Raw genomic sequence first — 20,102 nt, forward strand, 5'->3', positions numbered from 1 at the left:
TCTGATTGATGTACGGCATGGCCTTCACGGCCATGCCACAAAGAGATGATGTTGAGTATCCGCGAATTATTTACTGTTCGTTTTCATCTTTTTTATCCCGCGGTGATCCTATGGAATCCCTCATCGAGGTATCTGCTTCAATGTTTTTCATGCGATAGTAGTCCATGACACCGAGCTGTCCCTTTCTGAAAGCTTCAGACATGGCGAGTGGCACTTCCGCTTCAGCCTCGACAACTTTAGCCCGCATTTCCTGGACATTGGCTTTCATTTCCTGTTCTGCTGCAACCGCCATGGCTCGCCGCTCTTCGGCTTTTGCCTGGGCAATTCGTTTGTCGGCTTCGGCGCGATCGGTCTCCAACTCGGCTCCGATATTTTTGCCCACATCAACATCGGCAATATCAATGGAGAGTATTTCGAACGCAGTTCCGGCATCCAGGCCTTTTTTCAGGACCATTTTCGAAATCGTATCAGGATTTTCGAGCACTTCCTTATGGGTTACCGCAGAACCGATTGTCGTCACAATACCTTCCCCGACCCGGGCAAGGATAGTGTCTTCACCGGCACCGCCGACCAGACGCTCGATATTCGCCCTGACAGTTACCCGGGAAATGGCTTTCAGCTGAATACCATCCTTGGCAACCGCTGCCACAAGGGGCGTTTCGATTACTTTGGGATTGACACTCATCTGAACCGCTTCCAGAACATTCCGTCCGGCAAGATCGATAGCAACACAGCGGTCGAATTTCAGATCGATATTGGCTTTGTCTGCCGCAATCAGCGCCTGCACTACCCGCATGACATTACCACCGGCCAGATAGTGGGATTCCAGGGCATCGGTGTCAATAACGAGTCCGGCTTTTACCCCCATGATCTTCGATTCGACAATCAATTTTGGCGGAACTTTACGAAACCGCATGAAAACGATGTTCAGCAGTCCCACATGCGCGCCTGAAATCAGGGCCTGAATCCACAAGGAAAGCGCAGAAGCAATAAAGAAAAAGAGAATAAGTGCTGCAACGGCAAGAACGGCAATAACTAAGACAATAACAGGGTTCATGAAAACCACCTTTCCCAAAACAAATCTTTGTATTTATGAATCATCTTCTTTTTGTTCGACGACAATGCGATTTCCGGCAACCTCGACAACAATTATGGGGCTGTTTTTTTCTATATATTCACCCCGGGTAATGACGTCGACACGCCGGTTGTTGATAAGTGCAACTCCTGAAGGATGGAGATCCGACTGCGTTATCCCTTCCGTGTGAAGGTATTTCTGCAGTGATGATGTCTGAGTTTGAGCGCCTTCTTTATTTGTCAGCTTTGTCCGCAGGGTTGCCGGCGAATGGGCAAGCAATTTCAGTCCGATAATCACCAGAACAGGAAGTGTTACGATATCGATCACTACAAATATAAACCCTGCAGCTACTGAAATGCCGGTAAATGCCATATAAAGTGCGTATCCTAAAAGACCAACCGCTGCAATGGAGAGCAGGCCACCGGAGGGCAGAATGAATTCTGCGATGATTACAATTACTCCCAGTAATTGTAGAACAACAGGTATCCATATGTTACTGCTCATTTTGCGGCCTCCGAGTGATAACAATGCGATTTCCGTGAATTTCGGAAACAATGACTTCCTCTCCCGAATCAAAGAATTCACCTTCAGCGACGACGTCGAAAGTTTTGGCGCCGAATCTGGCCTTCCCCGAAGGTCTGCATGCTGTTTTTACAACCCCTTTGTCTCCCACATGAATCGGAGCAGCCGAATCGGTTTCAACCCGTGAGTTTTTAAGGGATGCAGAAAGATAGGGCCCGCTGACAATTCGTGAGAGCCGGGGGAAAGCATACCTGAATGTTACCATTGCGATAATAATGGAACCGATAAAACTCCCAAGTACCATTGCAATATTTCGTAAAAAGAGGCTCATTTGCCAGGGGAAATCCGGCTGAGGAATAACAAAGCCCTGAAAGGAAAGAACAAAACCGATACCAATGAAGACAATTCCTGCAATTCCCGTGATTCCAAAACCCGGGATTACGAAAAGCTCCATTGCCAGAAGTACAAGGCCGAGAACAATGAGCAATAATTCGGTATAATCGGCAAGCCCGACCATATATTGCCCGCCAAAAACAAGAGCAATACAAAGTATGCCGATAATGCCGAATATTCCGAAACCGGGGGTTTTGATTTCCATATATAGTGCCGCCAGGCCGATCATCATGAGGAGTGGAGCGATAGAACTGATAAACCTGACAAAAGTTTCCGACCAGCTTTCTTCAATGCGAATGAGTTCATAATCGGAAATGCCCATTTCCCGGAGCATTTCTTCGATACTGTCCACACTCATGAGTGAGAAACCGAGTTCACGTGCTTCCTCACTGTGCATGGTCAGTAGTTCGCCCCGAGTCACAACAGTTTTTTTGGAGACAACCTTCTTTTTTGTGGTTTCATCCAATTCGGCAAAAGCGATTGAATCGAGATAAAGAATTGTATCGGGAAGTGTAACTTCGTAGACGACCATTTCTCTGGTAACCATGGCTTCAGCCAGTGTTTCCGGAAAACCGTTACGCTGAGCGAGGCTGCGGAATGTTGCACGGAGCGGTGATTGAATTTTTTCTCCTACAGTTTGCGGCGCGCCGTCGCTATAGGTAATCGGCTCACAATCTCCCAGTGTTGTGCCGTGTTTCATTACCAGCTTATCACAGGCCAGGGCGATCAGGGCTCCTGCGGAAATCGCTTTGTTTTTGACGTATGCGACTGTCGTGTCCTGAACATTCTGCAGTGTGTCAACAATCTGCAATGCTGCATCAACCCGCCCGCCGAAAGTGTCCATTTCGATAATAATCAAGGCAGCCCCGGAGTCGTGGGCCATGCGGGTCGAGCGGGCAAGAAACGAAGCCATGCCCGGCTCAACAGTCCCTTTTACGGGAATGACAAAAATTTTTTTTGTGGAGGAACTTGATTCCTTACCCTCGGAAGCATAGGAGAGAGAGGGTAACAGGAGCAAAATGCCTGCAATAAATATCAAACCAAAGGGGCATCTTTTAAGACTCATTAGGAGCTTTATAAGCCTTTCCATGCCTTAGAATATCCTTTCTGGCGCAACACTTGTCAATAAAAGATGCTATCTCGTGAAATTTTTGTACTTTATTCCAAATAATAGATTCCGGTTAAGCTCCTTTTAAAATTTGATATTTGCCGAGAATATTAACTAATTTAATGAGGACAAAAAGCCAAAATTTTTAAAAGCAGGTGATATTTTTCGCTTCACATTTTATATTTATTAAAGCACCTTATTTGTTGAAGCGACTGAGCGAAGAGGGGTAGCAAGCTAAAGCAGGGTTTTCAAGCAACAAATAGTATCCTTCCGAAGGGCATTATTTAAGAAGAGGTCCGGCTGAGCTTTTGGCCCTGAACCGCTTAAACAAAAAGTTGGCTATTGAATATTCACGTAAGAATGCAGTATAATTAATCAGTCGTACTCAGTACTCGTATAAGGAATTGATTACAACGTGACTATGAAACAAAAGTCTGAAGCACTCTATTTTCGGGATATTAATCGGTTCAAAGTTCTTTCTGATGTAGAAGAACGGAAGCTGGTTAAGCTGGTTAAGGATAATGAAGAGGGTGCTATCAATAAATTAATTTCCGCAAACCTGCGCTTTGTGGTCAGCGTTGCCCGGCGTTATCGCGGTCGCGGACTCAGCTATCTTGAGCTTATTAATGAAGGAAACATAGGCCTTTTGAAAGCCGCGAAGCGATTCGATCTTAATATGAATGTCAAATTTATCTCCTATGCGGTATGGTGGATACGGCAATCAATTCAGAAAGCACTTTTTGAGCAGGCCGGCACAGTAAGAATCCCGCCGAATAAAATAGCACTGGTCAATAAATTCAAACGCGCACTCGATGCCAATGACGGTGACTATCACAAAACCATTATGATGGAAGAGTTCAAAGAGCATGAACGGGAAATTATCGAAGTACTCGATAAACTCAAGGGTTTGTCCCTTAATGCTCCGGTCGGCAATGCCAAGCCCGATGAAGAAAGCACTAAGACATTGCTGGATGTTTTAGGTGAAGAACCCAATCAGAATGAAGAAAGCGAACGATTGGAACTGGGCAATGTTCTTGACAGTGTTCTTCAGACAATAACCAGTCGGGAAGAGCGTATTCTTCGAATGTATTACGGACTCAATTTTTCTCACCAGTTCACACTGGAAGAAATCGGAAAAGAGCTCAGTCTTACCCGCGAGAGGGTTCGTTTGATTCGAGATCGATCGCTCCGGAAACTCTTTAAAAATCCTGCCTCGCGAGCTAAGCTGTTTCCGTTTATTCAAGACTCCAAGCAATGATCTGCTTGTCCTATGAGATTTTTTCTCGAACACAAATTTGTTACCCTGCTCATTATCCTGGGAATAGGGTACTGGTATGTGAATCCGGCAAACAGGTTTGGTTACTATCGAAAAGGGTTTGTAATTTATAACAGAATTCCTTTAGCTTTCTGCGATTTATATGTCGATCCCAATGGTGACCATACAATGCTTGAGGATCTGAAAAAAAAGCGGGTTCTGAGTCACTGGTATTCTAAGGTTCAGGATTTTACCGACAGAGATGATATGAGAACGGTCACGCTTCTTATAGGCAATGGTTTCGGCAAGGAACGTTCTTCGTTTATCGAACAAAACTACATCTCAAACCTCAGAAACAGCAACGTCAAGATTGTGATGCTCCCCTCCGAAAAAGCGGTCCGGAAGTTTAATTCTCTCAAGGATATGGGCGAACCGGTCGCTATCCTGCTTAAATTGAAAATGTAATCCTTTTCTCCTTAGTTTGCATATCATATTTTGTAGTATTCTTTTTTTTACGAATCCATAGGGAGTTGTTATGGCAAAGAAAAGTTCGTCATCGGGTACACCCGGTACCGTGGGAAATAAAAATGCTGCAGTTGAACAGGCAGTAAGTCAGATTGAAAAGCAGCATGGCAAAGGCGCAATTATGCGTCTGGGCGAAGATTCGCTGGTAGGTGCAGTAAAAGTAATCCCTTCGGGATCGCTTTCTGTCGACAATGCCTTTGGTGTCGGCGGATGGCCCAAGGGGCGAATTGTTGAAATTTTCGGGCCCGAATCATCGGGAAAAACAACCCTCGCTCTTCATGCAATCGCCAATGCTCAAAAGCAGGGCGGTATCGCAGTGCTGGTTGATGCCGAATATGCTTTTGATTCGGCATATGCCAGGAGGCTGGGGGTTGATGTCGATAACCTTCTTGTTTCCCAGCCCGATACCGGAGAACAGGCTCTGGAGATAGTCGATACGCTCGTGCGAAGCGGTGCTATCGATATAATCGTTGTTGACAGTGTTGCCGCACTGGTGCCTTCGGCGGAAATCGAAGGTGAAATGGGAGACAGTCACATGGGGCTGCAGGCGCGGCTTATGTCGCAGGCGCTCAGAAAACTGACGGGCATTATTTCCAAATCCAAGACATGTCTGATTTTTATTAATCAGCTTCGAATGAAAATCGGTGTGATGTTCGGTAATCCGGAAACGACAACAGGTGGTAATGCACTCAAGTTTTATTCATCAGTAAGAGTCGATATCAGGCGGATCGCAGCCATAAAAGACGGCGAGAATACAATCGGCAACCGGACGCGTGTGAAAGTGGTGAAAAACAAAGTCGCACCACCCTTTAAAAATGCCGAATTCGATATCATGTACGGAGTTGGAATCTCGTATGTCGGTGATGTGCTCGATCTTGGAGTAGAAAATGGTATTATTGACAAAAGCGGCGCCTGGTTTTCTTTCAATGGAGAGCGACTCGGTCAGGGCCGGGAACGGGCAAAGGAATTCCTTACCGAAAACAAGGATATTACCACTGAGGTCGAAAAAATGATAAGAGAAAAACTCGGGCTTCCGGAGGCGAAGGTGGTGAATGAAACTGCTGCTGCTGCTGAAAAGTCGTAACAGTATCAGTGCAATAGCCGGAACTCCAACAGGAACAGCGGCTTTCCTCGCCGGGGAGCTCAGATTAACAGCAATTTTAAATAAACAGCCATAGTGAAAGGCTCTTTATGTCGAAACCATCGTCACAAATAAGACAGGAATTCATAGAGTTTTTCAAGAAAAAGGGACATACGTTTGTTCCCAGCTCTCCGGTGGTTCCTCACGATGATCCCACATTACTGTTTATCAATGCGGGGATGAATCAGTTCAAGTCGATATTTTTAGGGGACAATCCTCGGGGCTTGAAACGTGCAGCGAACTCACAGAAGTGTATGCGGGTATCGGGTAAACATAACGATCTTGAAGAAGTTGGCCGGGATCATTATCATCATACGATGTTTGAGATGCTGGGTAACTGGTCCTTTGGCGATTATTATAAAAAGGAAGCCATTGTCTGGGCCTGGGAACTCCTTACCGAAGTGTGGGGGTTTCCCAAAGACCGGCTCTTTGCAACGGTGTACGAGAGTGATGATGAAGCCATGGAGTTATGGAAATCCGAGACCGACATCGACCACGACCGAATTCTCCGTTTTGGAAAAAAGGATAATTTCTGGGAGATGGGCGAAACCGGCCCCTGTGGTCCCTGTTCCGAAATACACTATGATATCGGAGATCCCGCAACACAGGAGCAGACCTTTAAAGATCCCGTACAGGGAGTCAATGGAGAGAACGATCGATATCGGGAAATATGGAATCTTGTGTTCATCCAGTACAATCGTGAGCAGGACGGCTCATTAAAGGAGCTTCCGAACAAACATGTTGATACAGGGATGGGATTCGAGCGGCTTACCGCCGTGTTGCAAGATGTCAAATCAAACTATGATACCGATCTGTTTTCGCCTCTTATCGCCCATATCGAAAAGATGAGTGGACAAAAATATTTACCTGGTCTGGAAGGCATGCCGTTCCGGGTTATCGCCGATCATATCAGGGCTCTCACGTTTACTATCACCGACGGCGTTTTTCCTTCAAACGAAGGACGGGGGTATGTCCTCCGAAGGTTGTTGCGTCGTGCCTTCCGGTATGGTCGGGAGTTGGGGTTTCGCGAACCCTTTCTTTATGAAATCGTACCCGCAGTCATCGATATAATGGGAGATGCGTTTCCGGAAATAAAGGCCCGGCGCGAGTATGTGCAGGAAGTAATCCGGTCCGAAGAGGAGCGGTTTGGTCAGACACTGGAACAGGGCATCCTCAAATTCAATGACATTGTTGAAGAACTTAAGGGGAAAAAGAAAAAAACTGTTTCGGGTGATGATGTTTTTCTGCTGTACGACACCTACGGTTTTCCCATGGACCTTACCCGTTTGATGGCCGAGGAACAGGGGTTGTCGATTGATGAACAGGGGTATGAAACCTTGATGGATCAACAGCGGGATCGTGCACGGGAGGCTGCGAAAAAAAGCGATGACACCGCACTTTCGTCCGAGGGCTGGATCGAACTCGGTTCCCGGGCCGGAACACAATTTATCGGCTATGACGCCGATACCTCGGAATCTCAGGTTGTTCGGTACAAAAAGGCCGATAATGGGTATCTGCTTATCCTCGACATTACACCATTTTACGCAGAGTCCGGCGGACAGGTTGGTGACAAAGGCAAATTAACAACCGAAAATGATACCGTGTTGACGGTTGCTGATACCTTTAAATGGAACGATATGATTGTGCATAAAGTCGGTATTCCCGAGGATTTTGACGAAAAGGAGCTGCAGAAACCCCTTCATGCCCGGATCGTTGCCGCAGACCGCCAAGCCACCCGGAGAAATCATTCGGCAACCCATCTTCTTCAGGCCGCGCTTCGGAATATACTCGGCGATCATATCCAGCAGTCCGGTTCGAAGGTGGATCCTGAAACCATGCGGTTTGATTTTACTCATTTCAAGGCCCTGACCCCCAACGAGCTGGTCGCACTTGAATCCCAGGTAAACGAATGGATCCTTGCCGATCTGAAAGTGGCAACCGTGGTCAAACCAACCGAAGAGGCAAAGGAAGAGGGGGCAATCGCTCTCTTTGGAGAAAAATATGGACCTGAGGTCAGGGTGGTGACCATGGGTAAAATAAGTAAAGAACTCTGTGGAGGAACCCATGTTACTTCAACCGGGCAGATAGGCTTGTTTCATATAACCTCCGAGAGCAGCATCTCGGCAGGTATCAGACGTATTGAAGCGGTTACGGGAATGAATGCGGTCGATTATCTCAATAAAAAGGAAGGGATAGTTACTTCGCTGGTAAATATGTTGAAGACCGGTGAGGATGCATTGCCGGACAAGATTTCCGGGATGATGGATGATATCAAAAATCTTCAATCGGAGATATCGAAACTTCAGCAGCAGAATGCTGCCGATTCTGTTGAAACGCTTGTTTCCGAGGCCGAAAAGAACGGAAAATCCTTTCCATGGATTATCAAGAACATGGGAACGATGGATAAGGGTTCTTTCAGTAATCTTACCGATGCTCTCTCCGATACCATCCGGGAGCAGAAACTCGAAAAGTATGTGTTTGTTTTAGGGGTGCGTTCAGATTCCAAAGCCTTGTTTGCCGCGTGTGCAGGGAAAGAAGCTGTCGCTCAGCATGGCATTCATTGCGGTAATCTGGTAAAAACTGCTGCTAAAGAGGCCGGCGGCGGTGGAGGTGGTTCTCCCCTCCGGGCCCAGGCTGGTGGTAAAGCACCTGATAAAATCGATGACGCCCTTGAAGTGGCGTCTCAGCTTCTGAAGAAAGCAGAGCAGCCATGAAAAAGAACAGCATCTATTCGGCTATTGATACGCGGGTCCAACAACAGAAAAAATGCTACTGGGTTTTACTCGATCCCGATGATTTTTCCATCGAAAAGGCGGGGGAAATAGCCGATGAAGCCGGACGGTGCGGTGTGAATGCTTTTCTTATCGGCGGAAGTCTTCTTCATACAAATCATCTCGACACCTTTATTTTACATCTGAAAGACCGGACAAATGTACCGGTTATTCTTTTCCCCGGTGATGCCACCCAGTTGTCGGCCAATGCCGATGCTCTTCTCTATCTGGTATTGATATCCGGACGGAACCCGGCCAATCTGATCGGTGAACATGTCAAGGCCGCCCCTATGATAAAAGAGATGGGTATCGAGCCCATTTCTACCGCCTACATGCTTGTCGAGTCGGGGATTGTTTCCTCTGTCGAGTTCATGAGCAACACCCGTCCTCTTCCCCGGAACAAACCCATGATCGCCGCTGCCCATGCGCTTGCAGCACAATACATGGGAATGAAAATGATTTATCTTGAGGCTGGCAGTGGCGCCGAACAGAGTGTGCCCAAAGAGATGATCGCCATGGTACGTAAATCTACTGATGCAACGCTTATTGTGGGCGGTGGAATCAGAGATGCCGATACCGCGGAAGAAAAACTCCGGGCGGGAGCGGATATTATCGTAACCGGCAATCTGTTGCGGCAAAAGGATGGTGTCGATCAGATGAAAAATATCGCCGCGATGGTCAATAACTATTAATTTGTCTCCGCACCTGCGGCGTCGGCCGGGGTGTGGAGGATAGGGATAGTAAGGGCATTCAATTGAACACCCTTACGACGTTCTATCTCCTACCTGCTCGAATAGGAATACTGGATCAGTATCTGATGTCTCGATTCATTGATCCGCGCCTGGGGATCGACCGGTTGCTGAAGCTGGTACCGGTAATCATAGACAAGTGATATGGCCCTGAACAGCCGCCAGGAAAGGGTGTTCCTGAAGTCAAGCTGTGGTTTGAAACTCATTTCTTCCCCCGTACGGATAGGAAAAAGAACCTCGAGTTCGGTCTTAATCGTGGCAAGGCGTCCAAGGCGGAGCGTGGAATTAAGCGCCGCTTCGGGGCCGTAATCCGGCGAAGACGGATAATGTACCCGCCTGACTATGTTACTGCTTTTGTCGTTGTCGGTAATGTCCCGGTACCGTGAATAGAGCAGTTGATCGGTGGAATCGACAATGATTGTGTCGGCAATTACCGATTCGTTCCAACGCCATTCCTGAGAAAAGCCGAAGCCGCTAAGAATTGTCAGATCAAAATAACGTGTGTTAAAGATATTAAAATTCGCTCCTGCACCGATTTCCAGTTTGAAAGGAGAAAACGCCGGCTGCAGAAGGGATGAATTGGGAGGAAGAGAATCGATTTCCTTTAACGTCGAATCCGAATTGAGTTTCAGGAAATAATGTTTCCCTGCGGTTTCAGGCGCCCGGGCATAGGATGGAAATATTTCGGTATTGGTTTCCATCCTTCCATAGGGACCCAGCCAGGGAAGAAAGCGCCACACAAAAATTGAAAAAAGACGAAGCTCATCGGTTTTGCTGTCGAGCCGGGACAACATCAACTTGGAAAAATCAATGCCCTCATTGAGATTAATGTTGGAAATCCAGTCGATCGGATTCTTTTTGTAATTGAGCCGTGCATTAAGAAGGAGGGCGATCGAGGTCGATGTTACCGAGGTATCGTTTTCCTTATCGTTTTCGGCATTGAAATCCACGCTTCCCCCAACATCGAAACCATATTTCCAGTTATTGGTGAGTTTTTTACTCGCTTCGGCATAGACAATCCCGCCGCCTTCGATGACCATTTCTTCGGGATTGTTCTGCACCAGAATAAAATTAATCAATTCTCCAGGCAGGAGTCGGACGGTAACAAAGTTTGTAAGCGTGTTGTAGCTGTCGCCGATGCCGTATATTTTGTAGATGCCGGGCTTGAGAATCCACGTTTTGAGCTCTTCACCCAGATCCGGTTCGCGCCCATATCCCCGTCCATAGGTTTCAAAATGGTCGATACGGGCAATTTCGTACTCGCCCGGAATGGGTGTGTTATTTCGATCGACAACATCGATTACCAGCCCACTCCAATCGGGAATGAGAGGCACGACTTTACTTTCGATGATCGTTACGCTGCGAACCATTCTGGTTTTATGAGGCCCGCTTCCGAATATGACATAATAGGTGCCCGGCATGAGATTGTATTTATTTCCCGGTTTGCCGGAAACCATGACTTTTCCTTTATCATTGATAATCTCGATTTCCGGTTCGAGTGACGGTTTTGTCATGTATGGTATATAGACAGCGCCTTTACCCAAAGGAGTAGGGTTGTGGTCTGCGGCAAGCTGTTTTGCCAGCGACGGCGCGTCCCAGGTCTTTGACACCTTTTCAAGCCAGTTTGGTGATTCGGGGGTAATGGTCGGCTTTTTGGCTTCGACGCTGTCTTCCGGTATGATTTGCCGTGAATATTCATCGGTAATATCTTCTCCAGGAAGGTCGGGCGGCGGTGCGCCCAGGAGTGGAAAAACAAGGCAAAGGCCAATAATAAACAGCCGGTAATCATATCTGCGAAAATATGGGATTCGAGATAGTAATGTATTGCGTAGGTTATTCATCAGATGTTTCCGGGATGGAGTGTTGCGATTCGGTTGATTCTGATGTGCCGGAACTTGTGGGCGAAGAAATACCGAATTCTTTAGCCAAAATGACATCGATATCATGGATTGCCTGATTCATGATATATTCCATGATAGCCGACATTTCTTTAATAATATTTTCGGGGTTATTTTCGAAAACTCTTTTTCGTTTATCAAAATGGCGGGTATAAATAGTTCTTCCATCACTGAGACGGGTGAATTTCAGGCGAAGAGCAAGGTGTGCAAACCATATCTCGTCACTGTCATATTCTTCAATAGCCTCAATAACACCGCTCAGTTCATACTCGGGTCGCTTACCTTCATCGAACCGACGTATTACATGGCTGACAAGATTCTCCGAAAGCAGGTGCTTTTGAATCAGGTCGGTCAGCATACGGGTAGGCTTGACTGCCCACACCCGGTAATGGTAATACCGAAGCTGAAAGGCGCTTTGGCGGTAGACTATTTGCGGCCGGGCATATGCTTCTTCGATGTCAAGCTCTTTCAGACGTATGGTATAGGGATAGGTATGAGCGTAGACTCGATTATTACGTGGCATCGGCTGATAATTCAGGACATAATACTTTTTTACAGGCGGTGCGGTGCAGAGAACAAGTGGTAATATACCGAGACAGATCCCGGCTGTTTTAGCCCATGCTTTCGGACGTATCATCTGAAATCTCTTTCTCTTTTCTGGTCTCCCCGGATAAGCAGGGATGGGTTTTCGGACAGCATTTTGGTCAGTTCATTCGCATTTTCCAAGGCTTCACGAAGGTTGATCAACGATACCATGATATCTTCACGGCTCTGCTTAAGGGTAAGATCCAGAGTTTCTGAAATATTTCTTAATGAACGCATTGTGGAATCGACCGAGGTCAAGATTCCGGCGGTGTTTCCCTTTTCGATAGTGCCCGACAATTCATTGGCCACCTTCTTGATATCGAGCGCAATGCTGTCGACTGAGGTGAAAATATTCTGTGCAGAATTGGATATCTGCTCGATATTCGGCCTGACGTTATCCAAAAATGATTTTGCATCCCCGGTAATGACCGCAACATTATCGATAATTTCTTTGACTGCTCTGAGGCTGTCGGGATGGGTGACGGTATTTATGTTATTGAGCAATTGCTCGAGCTTAGCCACAATAACTTCAGCCTTTCCGGATATAGCCGACATCATTGACGGTTTGGTCGGGATAACCGATTGCGGAGGAAGCAGATCGGCTTCGGACGATCCACCGAGGATATCGATATAAAGCTGCATGGTTATTCCCATCATATAGAGTTGGGCGACCATATCTTCTTTCATGGGGAAATCATGCTGGATTTTCATGGCAACTTTGATTTTTTGAAGATTTTTCGGGTTGTAGGAGATTTTTTCGACTTTTCCGATGCGAATGCCGTGAAACTTGACCGCCGCGCCGGGTTCGAGTCCGCTGAGAGATTCGCCTTCCCAGATTGCATAATAAACTTTTTCCCGCTCCCGGAGGCGGATTCCAACAGTAGTGACGATAAAGAGGCCGGTGAATATTGCACCGGCAATTAAAAATACTCCCAATCGGGCTCGCTGGGATACAGTCAGACTCATTATTTCTCCGTTGTGGATGAGGTTGTGCTATTTGATTCGGGAATGTCATAATCGGTTTGCTTCCGGTTGAAGAAATCGCTTATGGGACCGGAATCGATATTACGTGCATCCGAAAAACGCCCGTCAAAGAGCACATGACCTTTATGTAAGAATATAATACTATCCGATATTTTTTCAATAGAAAGCAGTTCGTGGGTGACCACGACAATTGTTATTCCGAGTATTTCCCGAAGTTTCAGGAGGAGTTCATCCAGAGCTGCGGAAGTCACCGGGTCGAGGCCGGCGGACGGTTCATCGCAAAAGATGAGCGGGGGATCCAGAACCAGGGCGCGGGCAAGTGCTGCGCGTTTGCGCATGCCGCCCGAAAGTTCGCCGGGATACAGCTCCCCTGCATGGGGCAAATCAACCTGGGTCAATTTCAACTGAACCACTTCATCGATAATATCCTGGGATAATTTCGTATGCATCTGCAGGGGAAGGGCAAGGTTCTGGGCGACTGTCAGGCTTCCCAGGAGCGCACCGTTTTGAAATAATACCCCGATTTTTTTCAATAACTCTTCGGTCTCAGGCGAGTCAGGGTCCTGCATCGTTGTTCCAAACAACCGGACCGATCCGGAATAGGGCTTGATAAGGCCGATTATTGTTTTTAAGAGCGTGGTCTTGCCGCATCCCGACGACCCCAGAATGACCCGTATCTCAGAAGAGGGTACGGTTGTGGAAATATTATGGAGCACGGCCTTTTCGCCATACTTGACCGTCAGATTGTTACAGGATATTATCGGTTGTTCGCTCATAATTATTATATGAATGAAAAGATTGCATCTGCCAGAATGATAACTGAAATTGTTGTTACAACACAGGCTGTTGTTCCCCTGCCGACCTGTTCGGCCCCACCCTTTACCTTAAAACCGTAATAGGATCCGATCCAGATAATAAGCCAGGCAAAGACTATCGATTTTAAGAAACCAACCATAAAGTCTTTAAACATGGTGAACGAGAACAGCTCAGTGAAAAAGACATTCGGTGCAACGTCAAGATAACTCACGGCAACAAGAAGACCGGCGAGAATTCCGATAGCCGAGGCAAGCATGGCAAGAGGGGGCATAGTAAATGTTATTGCCCAGAATTTCGGCATAACAACAAATTGCACGGGGTTGATTCCCATTGTTTGGAGCGCATCCAGTTCTTCACCCACACTCATCGTTGCAATCTCGGCCGTGGTTGCACTGCCGGTCCGGGCAGCAAGAATAATCGCGGTCATAAGAGGGCCAAACTCGCGTATCATACCCCACCCAACCATCGGTGCAAGTAAAACGCCGGCGCCAAAAGTCCGTAACTGTATCGCAGACTGCCAGGCAATTACCAGGCCGATAAGAAATGCAAGAAGCAAAACGATTAAAACAGCCTGATAGCCAAGATGAAACATCTGCTCACCGAGAACACCTTTGCGAAAATCCCTTTTTTTTAAAAGACCCGGGCCGCTCCAATATAAAATCTCCACCAGCATCGAAAAGGCCTGCATAAGCTGGTCTTTAATTTCAATTACCTTGTCGCCGGCTTTCAGGAATATCGAACGGTCATCTGCCTTAGAATCGGGTTCGGTATGAACAGCTTTCCCCCACTGTTTCATCGTGGAGAGAAGATTGTCTGAAGCATTTTCCAGAATTACCTCATGGCCGGCTTTCCGGTATATCGACTGAAGCAGGGTAATAAATGAAATGCCGGCAGAATCGACACTGGAGGTTTTGGCGCAATCAAGATGGAGATCCTCGGCCGGGGCGGTGTGGAGCAGTTCAAGATTGTCTTCCACCCATTGCCGTGATGCCATTGAGGGCAGTTTAATCGTTTTTACAGAATCTCCAGGGCTTTTTTTGCTGTGGTTGATTTGCATAATAACTACTATTACGGGCAGTTAGGGGTAATAATTGAGCGTAAGGCCTACTATAGTATAGAAAAAGAATCCATACCCTGTCAACTTATTTGTTAGGTAAATACGGGGTTTTCCAGCTCCGATAATGCTTCTACCCTATATGGTGTTCACGTGACACTGTCCTTCAATATGTAGTAGAGAGCAATTTTCGCTGGTACTAATCGAAATACAAATAAACGACAGGAGCGGGTACTGTTTCCTGTAAGTCGCTGATTTCAAAAAAATAACAAGGTGGCGAAGGTGAGCGGAAAAAGGGCTTGTTGTTCTGTTATATTTGATGAGACGGAAAACCTGAAATGCCGTGGCCACTTGACCGAATGACCTGTCAAAAAGTCAAGTCGGGGTTAAAAAATCAGACATTTTTGCAGCTCAATAGATCGGGTTTTAACATGTTTTATTTCAATGTGTTACTGTGTTTGGTGTGTAGGGCTGGGGTGGGGACTTCAAAAAGAAGATTGCTGAATGTCTTGCTTTTTTTCAAAAATATCGATATATTACTATCGCCGCTAAATAATTTAATTGCGGTAAATTTTTTAAAATTAACCACTTTTTACGCTCTTTTAAGAGAGGAGAAGATTGTCTATGCAGTTGCCCAAATCGAGGCGGCGACAGAAGCTTCGTGAAAAGAGGTGCCAGTATCCGGGATGCGGAAAGATCTTTTTTGGTATCCATATCTCAAAATATTGTCCTGAGCACCGCCAAGACCGGTATCGGATCAGAAAAAGGACAAAGCCTGAAGATGTTAACATCAAGAATCAGACTTATAAGCACAGCTATACTGAAGTTGTGACCATGGTTCTGACCTGTGCATTGGAAGGGTGCGATCATCAGTTTGAAGTGAAGATCTATCCGCGTCAGTATGTCTATCCTAAATATTGTCAGACCCACCGGAACGAGTACAAGCGTATTCGTCATTTGCAGGTGATCGGCCGTGAAGATCTCATTGAGCAGATGAAGCGGGAAGACGAAAGCATCCAGATCGATCTGCCTGAAATGGAAAAGAAGAACAAAAAAGAGGCTGCTGCCTCTTAATAACCATACTCTTACATAGCAGTAATCTAATGGGAAAGGAGCATTCCTTTCCCTTTTTTTAGTGCGCCAAGCATGGCGCGCAGCGCCATGGCGGCGCTGGATAACCGCGGCGCGAAAGCAAAGCGGGAAGTGACTTGGGGGATGGAAGTTCCCCTTGGGGCCTTGATGACGGGAACCCATAGCCGAACACCAAGGGTGTCTATCGCGAGATGGAATCTGAAGGAAGGTGTAAGCAAACTCCCGGCCCGAGGCACACGAAGTGCATATGAGGCACAAGCCGACTGGGCGAGCAGGCTAAAAGATGCGAAGCCCGAAGTCATCCGGAGTTGAGCTTGTGTAAATGCAACGGGTGTATGGGAGGAAAGCCACGCGTCTTACCTTGGGAGGTCTGACGGTTTGTGTTCGCTCACTACGCTGCCCGCAAGGGCAGTGGATGAATCGTCAGAAGTCAGCAGCGGTCATACTAAGGTGAATCGACCTGGATACGCCGCAAACTGCGGGGTATTAAGTGGCGACAATGGAAACGACCCAAAACGAGAGAGGAAAGCTTGATGAAACGGGGTTTAGATGCCGAGACTGCGTGGAAATCCGCGGGGAATGGGCGAGGCCCCTGGTGGAATGCCGGGGCGTCTCACATGAACAAGGCATTCAAGATCGCTGACTTTGAACACATGGGACTCGTGTCACTGTTAACACGATTTCTAACAATCCGTAATCAATCTCGAACCGCCGTGTACGGAAACGTACGCACGGTGGTGTGAGAGGACGAAGAAGGCGAACCGTACGGCCCGTCTTCTTCTCCTACTCGATTTTTTATGAGAGATTTTGTTTCACCGTCATGGTGAAGTGAATACCACTAATCGGCGCTAATACTTTTTTTTTACTGCCTTCAGATCATATTTTCTTAGATTAACATTTTTATTTATCCTCTATGAGGGGCTATGAAATCATATCATCAGGCGCTCGAGACTGTAAGTGGTTCGGTCGATAGTTTCTTTAAAAAAGCCTTCGATACAGTATGTATAAACAGGCCTTCAATAGATTTTTCCACGCTCAAAGACAAACCGATCATGATTGCCAGCAGTCATAGAAGTCAGGCTGATTATTTTTTGATCGGAAGTCTTCTTAACCGGATGGGTATCGATAATCTCAGATTTGCCGCCGGTGATAACCTTACGAATTTACCGATTATCGGGGACAAATTCAAGCAATGGGGAGCGTTCCCTGTCGAACGCCACAGGGCAAACAATCGCTCCTATATTCTCACGTTATGTAATCAGGTTTCCAGCATGCTGGAGCAGGATGATAATGTGATTGTGTTCCCGGAGATGGGGCGCAGCTACAGCGGCAAAATGCTTGAGATGAAACAGGTTATCATCGGTGCCGCGGTTCTGGCGCAGGCGCGCAACCCCGAAAAAACCTATCTCTACCTTCCGTGCTCCATTTCCTATGAGCAGCTTCCCGAACTAGAATATTTCGATACCCTTCTCAAGGGCAAGAAAATGAGGGCCCAGGAAAACAGCTTTTTCAAAAAAGCCATGGGTAATATCAACTATTTCGGTGCTGATGCCGTTGCGTTCAGCAAATTCATTTTTGCCCACCGGTTTGGAAAACGATACGGCAGTGTGTATGTCGATGTTGGAGAACCGGTAGCGATAAACGATATTGTCGATCTCAAAGCATTGCATAACCCCAAAGCATCAAATGAGTTCTGGGCAAATCGCACGGCCATGAAAAAAATCAGCATAGAAATCTACAACCGGCTGCTGGCTCTCTACCGGATATTTCCTGCAAGTATCGTTGCCCATATAATGAACGATCATCGTGCAATGAAACTCTCCGAAATAAAACCACAGATTTCATCGGTAATAGAAAAATTGCAGGCAAAGAAACGAAATTTACAAACAATAGAATCGTTATCGGAAGATGATATCATTGAAGACGGCATTCGGGTGTTGAGTCGCATGAGTGCGGTAAAACTCAGGAACATGCAGGCGGTTATCCGGAAACAGTTTGCTGTCAAGTATTATGCGGCATTGCTTAATGTCGATTAAGGAGGAAATTACGTGGCATTTCATCAGTATGTAAAAGTCCGGACAGTAATCGATCTTGAATTGAAAGACAAAACCGATTCGTTAAAAGAAATGACTCAGACCCTTTGCAAAGCCATGGGGATCAGGAAGCAGAAGGCGATTGTTGACGATTTGTTGAAACGGGAGGAATCCGCTTCGACATTCATCGGCCAGGGAATAGCAATTCCTCAGGCCCGCGCGGCGATAAAGGATGAATTTGCGATTGCTGTTGGCCGAAGCGTTTCGGGTATCAAATACGACGCCGCCCGGGGAGCGCTTGCCCATATCATCGTGCTGGTACTTGTTCGTGATGAAGATATCGACAGCGGAAAACAAGTTTCCCTTCTCTCGGAAATAGCCTCATGCTTTAAATCGGATATTGTTCGCGAACAGATATTGAACACACCGGGGCCGGTTGATGTGCGGTCGGTGGTATCGTCATTTGACCAGCGGTCGGTAGCACAGAAAAAAGTTCGTCAGCAGAAAAAAACAGTTCCCGCTCCGGTGTTGCGAAATGCCATAGCATTGGCCCGTGATATCAAGGCCGAAGCCGTATTTGTCTTTGCCGATTCGGTGAGGGATAATGACTTTCTGGATAAGCTGAGGATTCGCCAGAAACTGATAATTGCTACAAGTAACAAAGCCCGTTTCGATGAAAAAGACCGGAGAATCCATGCGATCATTCAGGCCCCGCCCATGCTCTCCGAACGGATCGGTCAGATTAAAATCGGAATTCTTTTAGGGCTTTCCCGGAATCTTATCAGCCGTGAAGACAAAGTTGTTTGTGTGTGCGGCAATCCGAAAAACGGTGTTTTCGACACCCTGGTCGCCCTTGACATCGGACGGGAATACGAATTTTTCTTTACCGAAACCCGCAGCCTGCTTCCACCTGATGTCAAGCCTGAGGTGCTCGAGCGGGTACTTGGTATTGCCGGCGAAATTGCCGTTGAAGGACGGGAGGGAAAACCGACCGGAACAATCTTCGTGCTGGGAGATACCAACACGGTTAATGTCTATGTCCGCCAGTTGATTATCAATCCATTCAGGGGGTACAGTGAGGCCGAACGGAATATCATGGACCCTGGCCTCGATGAAACGATCAAGGAATTTTCGTCCATAGACGGCGCTTTTGTAATTACCGGTGACGGTATCGTTCTTTCTGCGGGAAGTTTTCTTCGTCCACAGGGTGAAATCGAGCCTCTTCCGAGCGGGTACGGCTCAAGACATGTCGCAGCCGCCATGATCACGGTATGCACCAAAGCTCTGGCTATCACCATATCAGAATCAACCGGCACCGTAACGCTGTTCAAGGAAGGCACGATCATGATGTCGTTGTCGCGGCCGGTCATGCAAAGTAAAAAAATGCCTCAAAAAACTCAACCGACTATACATTAAATTTTATCCGGTAAGGAGAATAGAAAATGGCAGTAAAAATAACCTATGATGACCGTCCGTTGCGGGATATAATTGAAACCGATGAAAGAAATGCTTACGACCGTTCGGTTGAAACAGCAGAGAAGATGCTTAAGCAGAAGAACGGGCCGGGGAGTGATTTCCTCGGATGGCTCGATCTTCCGAAAACAATTGATAAGGGCCATCTCGAAAAAATATCGTCAAAGGCAGCCGAGCTCCAGTCCAAAGCCGACATTCTTATCTGTATAGGCATCGGCGGGTCTTATCTCGGGGCCCGGGCGGCGATCGAATTCATGCTCTCGTCCTTCGACGACCTTCGGAAAAAAAGGGTCATTTTCGCCGGACACCAGGTCAATTCCGATTATCTTGCCGACCTCAAGCAACTGGTCGATCAGAATGACATCGCGGTCAATGTCATTTCAAAGAGCGGAACCACGACCGAGCCCGGCATTGCCTTTCGCATTGTCCGCAAATGGCTCGAAGAAAAATATGGAAAAAAAGAAGCGGCATCGCGTATTGTGGTCACCACTGATCCGAAAAAAGGAGCCCTTCACAATATGGCAAAAGAGGAAAAACTCACGACCTTCGATATCCCGCCCGATATCGGCGGCCGCTTTTCGGTCCTCACCCCGGTGGGCCTCTTTCCCATCGCCTTTGCCGGGATCAA

The 20,102-nt window shown here is 47.0% G+C and carries 18 protein-coding genes and 1 pseudogene; 11 read left to right on the forward strand and 8 right to left on the reverse strand.

Going from position 1 to position 20,102, the window contains the following annotated elements; translation table 11 throughout:
• Positions 1 to 70: 70 nt before the first annotated feature.
• From floA to GF401_04670, 3 genes are read right to left on the reverse strand one after another with little or no spacing between them, the layout of a single operon-like run.
• A complete protein-coding gene (gene floA, locus GF401_04660) occupies positions 71 to 1,057 on the reverse strand; it encodes a flotillin-like protein FloA (GenBank protein MBD3344337.1) in 987 nt (328 codons plus the stop codon).
• A 33-nt stretch (positions 1,058 to 1,090) separates the two neighbouring features.
• Positions 1,091 to 1,579 (reverse strand): serine protease, encoded by a 489-nt coding sequence (locus tag GF401_04665; GenBank protein ID MBD3344338.1) that lies wholly within the window; start codon positions 1,577 to 1,579, stop codon positions 1,091 to 1,093.
• A complete protein-coding gene (locus GF401_04670; GenBank protein ID MBD3344339.1) occupies positions 1,569 to 3,056 on the reverse strand; it encodes a serine protease in 1,488 nt (495 codons plus the stop codon). The genes GF401_04665 and GF401_04670 overlap by 11 nt, the downstream gene beginning before the upstream one ends.
• 463 nt (positions 3,057 to 3,519) lie before the next feature.
• Here GF401_04670 and GF401_04675 point away from each other — a divergent pair, with 463 nt between their 5' ends.
• The 5 genes from GF401_04675 to GF401_04695 all read left to right on the forward strand — a co-directional run bounded on the left by GF401_04675 (position 3,520) and on the right by GF401_04695 (position 9,482).
• Positions 3,520 to 4,356 carry a sigma-70 family RNA polymerase sigma factor gene (locus tag GF401_04675; protein MBD3344340.1) on the forward strand — a complete coding sequence of 279 codons (837 nt, stop codon included), beginning with the start codon at positions 3,520 to 3,522 and terminating at the stop codon, positions 4,354 to 4,356.
• A 12-nt stretch (positions 4,357 to 4,368) separates the two neighbouring features.
• Positions 4,369 to 4,818 (forward strand): hypothetical protein, encoded by a 450-nt coding sequence (locus tag GF401_04680; protein ID MBD3344341.1) that lies wholly within the window; start codon positions 4,369 to 4,371, stop codon positions 4,816 to 4,818.
• 70 nt (positions 4,819 to 4,888) lie between these two features.
• Positions 4,889 to 5,962, forward strand: coding sequence for a recombinase RecA (gene recA, locus GF401_04685; GenBank protein ID MBD3344342.1), 1,074 nt, complete (start codon positions 4,889 to 4,891; stop codon positions 5,960 to 5,962).
• A 107-nt stretch (positions 5,963 to 6,069) separates the two neighbouring features.
• Positions 6,070 to 8,733 (forward strand): alanine--tRNA ligase, encoded by a 2,664-nt coding sequence (alaS, locus tag GF401_04690; GenBank protein ID MBD3344343.1) that lies wholly within the window; start codon positions 6,070 to 6,072, stop codon positions 8,731 to 8,733.
• Positions 8,730 to 9,482 (forward strand): geranylgeranylglyceryl/heptaprenylglyceryl phosphate synthase, encoded by a 753-nt coding sequence (locus GF401_04695; GenBank protein MBD3344344.1) that lies wholly within the window; start codon positions 8,730 to 8,732, stop codon positions 9,480 to 9,482. Before alaS ends, GF401_04695 begins: the two co-directional genes overlap by 4 nt.
• A gap of 89 nt (positions 9,483 to 9,571) precedes the next feature.
• On the opposite strand, the gene GF401_04700 is transcribed toward GF401_04695, so the two are convergent.
• Genes GF401_04700 through GF401_04720 form a run of 5 tightly spaced genes read right to left on the reverse strand, consistent with a single transcriptional unit; the run spans position 9,572 to position 14,879 of the window.
• Positions 9,572 to 11,380, reverse strand: a complete 1,809-nt coding sequence (locus GF401_04700; GenBank protein ID MBD3344345.1) for a hypothetical protein — start codon at positions 11,378 to 11,380, stop codon at positions 9,572 to 9,574.
• A complete protein-coding gene (locus tag GF401_04705; GenBank protein MBD3344346.1) occupies positions 11,373 to 12,074 on the reverse strand; it encodes a hypothetical protein in 702 nt (233 codons plus the stop codon). Before GF401_04705 ends, GF401_04700 begins: the two co-directional genes overlap by 8 nt.
• Complete coding sequence (locus GF401_04710) at positions 12,071 to 12,988, reverse strand: MCE family protein (protein MBD3344347.1); 918 nt, start codon at positions 12,986 to 12,988, stop codon at positions 12,071 to 12,073. The genes GF401_04705 and GF401_04710 overlap by 4 nt, the downstream gene beginning before the upstream one ends.
• Positions 12,988 to 13,782: an ATP-binding cassette domain-containing protein gene (locus GF401_04715; GenBank protein MBD3344348.1), complete on the reverse strand. Its 795-nt coding sequence runs from the start codon at positions 13,780 to 13,782 to the stop codon at positions 12,988 to 12,990. Before GF401_04715 ends, GF401_04710 begins: the two co-directional genes overlap by 1 nt.
• Positions 13,783 to 13,787: 5 nt before the next feature.
• Entirely contained in the window at positions 13,788 to 14,879 is a 1,092-nt protein-coding gene (locus tag GF401_04720; protein MBD3344349.1) for an MlaE family lipid ABC transporter permease subunit, read from the reverse strand.
• A gap of 335 nt (positions 14,880 to 15,214) precedes the next feature.
• Here GF401_04720 and GF401_04725 point away from each other — a divergent pair, with 335 nt between their 5' ends.
• The 6 genes and pseudogenes from GF401_04725 to GF401_04750 form a co-directional block, all read left to right on the forward strand.
• Positions 15,215 to 15,541 carry a hypothetical protein gene (locus tag GF401_04725; protein ID MBD3344350.1) on the forward strand — a complete coding sequence of 109 codons (327 nt, stop codon included), beginning with the start codon at positions 15,215 to 15,217 and terminating at the stop codon, positions 15,539 to 15,541.
• Positions 15,501 to 15,950, forward strand: coding sequence for a hypothetical protein (locus GF401_04730; protein ID MBD3344351.1), 450 nt, complete (start codon positions 15,501 to 15,503; stop codon positions 15,948 to 15,950). Before GF401_04725 ends, GF401_04730 begins: the two co-directional genes overlap by 41 nt.
• A 479-nt stretch (positions 15,951 to 16,429) precedes the next feature.
• A pseudogene (locus tag GF401_04735) lies at positions 16,430 to 16,639 on the forward strand (group II intron reverse transcriptase/maturase).
• Positions 16,640 to 16,891: 252 nt separating this feature from the next.
• Positions 16,892 to 18,004 carry a hypothetical protein gene (locus GF401_04740; GenBank protein ID MBD3344352.1) on the forward strand — a complete coding sequence of 371 codons (1,113 nt, stop codon included), beginning with the start codon at positions 16,892 to 16,894 and terminating at the stop codon, positions 18,002 to 18,004.
• Positions 18,005 to 18,016: 12 nt separating this feature from the next.
• A complete protein-coding gene (locus tag GF401_04745; GenBank protein MBD3344353.1) occupies positions 18,017 to 19,417 on the forward strand; it encodes a hypothetical protein in 1,401 nt (466 codons plus the stop codon).
• A gap of 26 nt (positions 19,418 to 19,443) precedes the next feature.
• On the forward strand, positions 19,444 to 20,102 hold a 659-nt coding region (locus tag GF401_04750; GenBank protein MBD3344354.1), incomplete at its 3' end, for a glucose-6-phosphate isomerase.

The sequence above is a fragment of the Chitinivibrionales bacterium genome (genome assembly GCA_014728215.1).
Lineage (GTDB): Bacteria > Fibrobacterota > Chitinivibrionia > Chitinivibrionales > WJKA01 > WJKA01.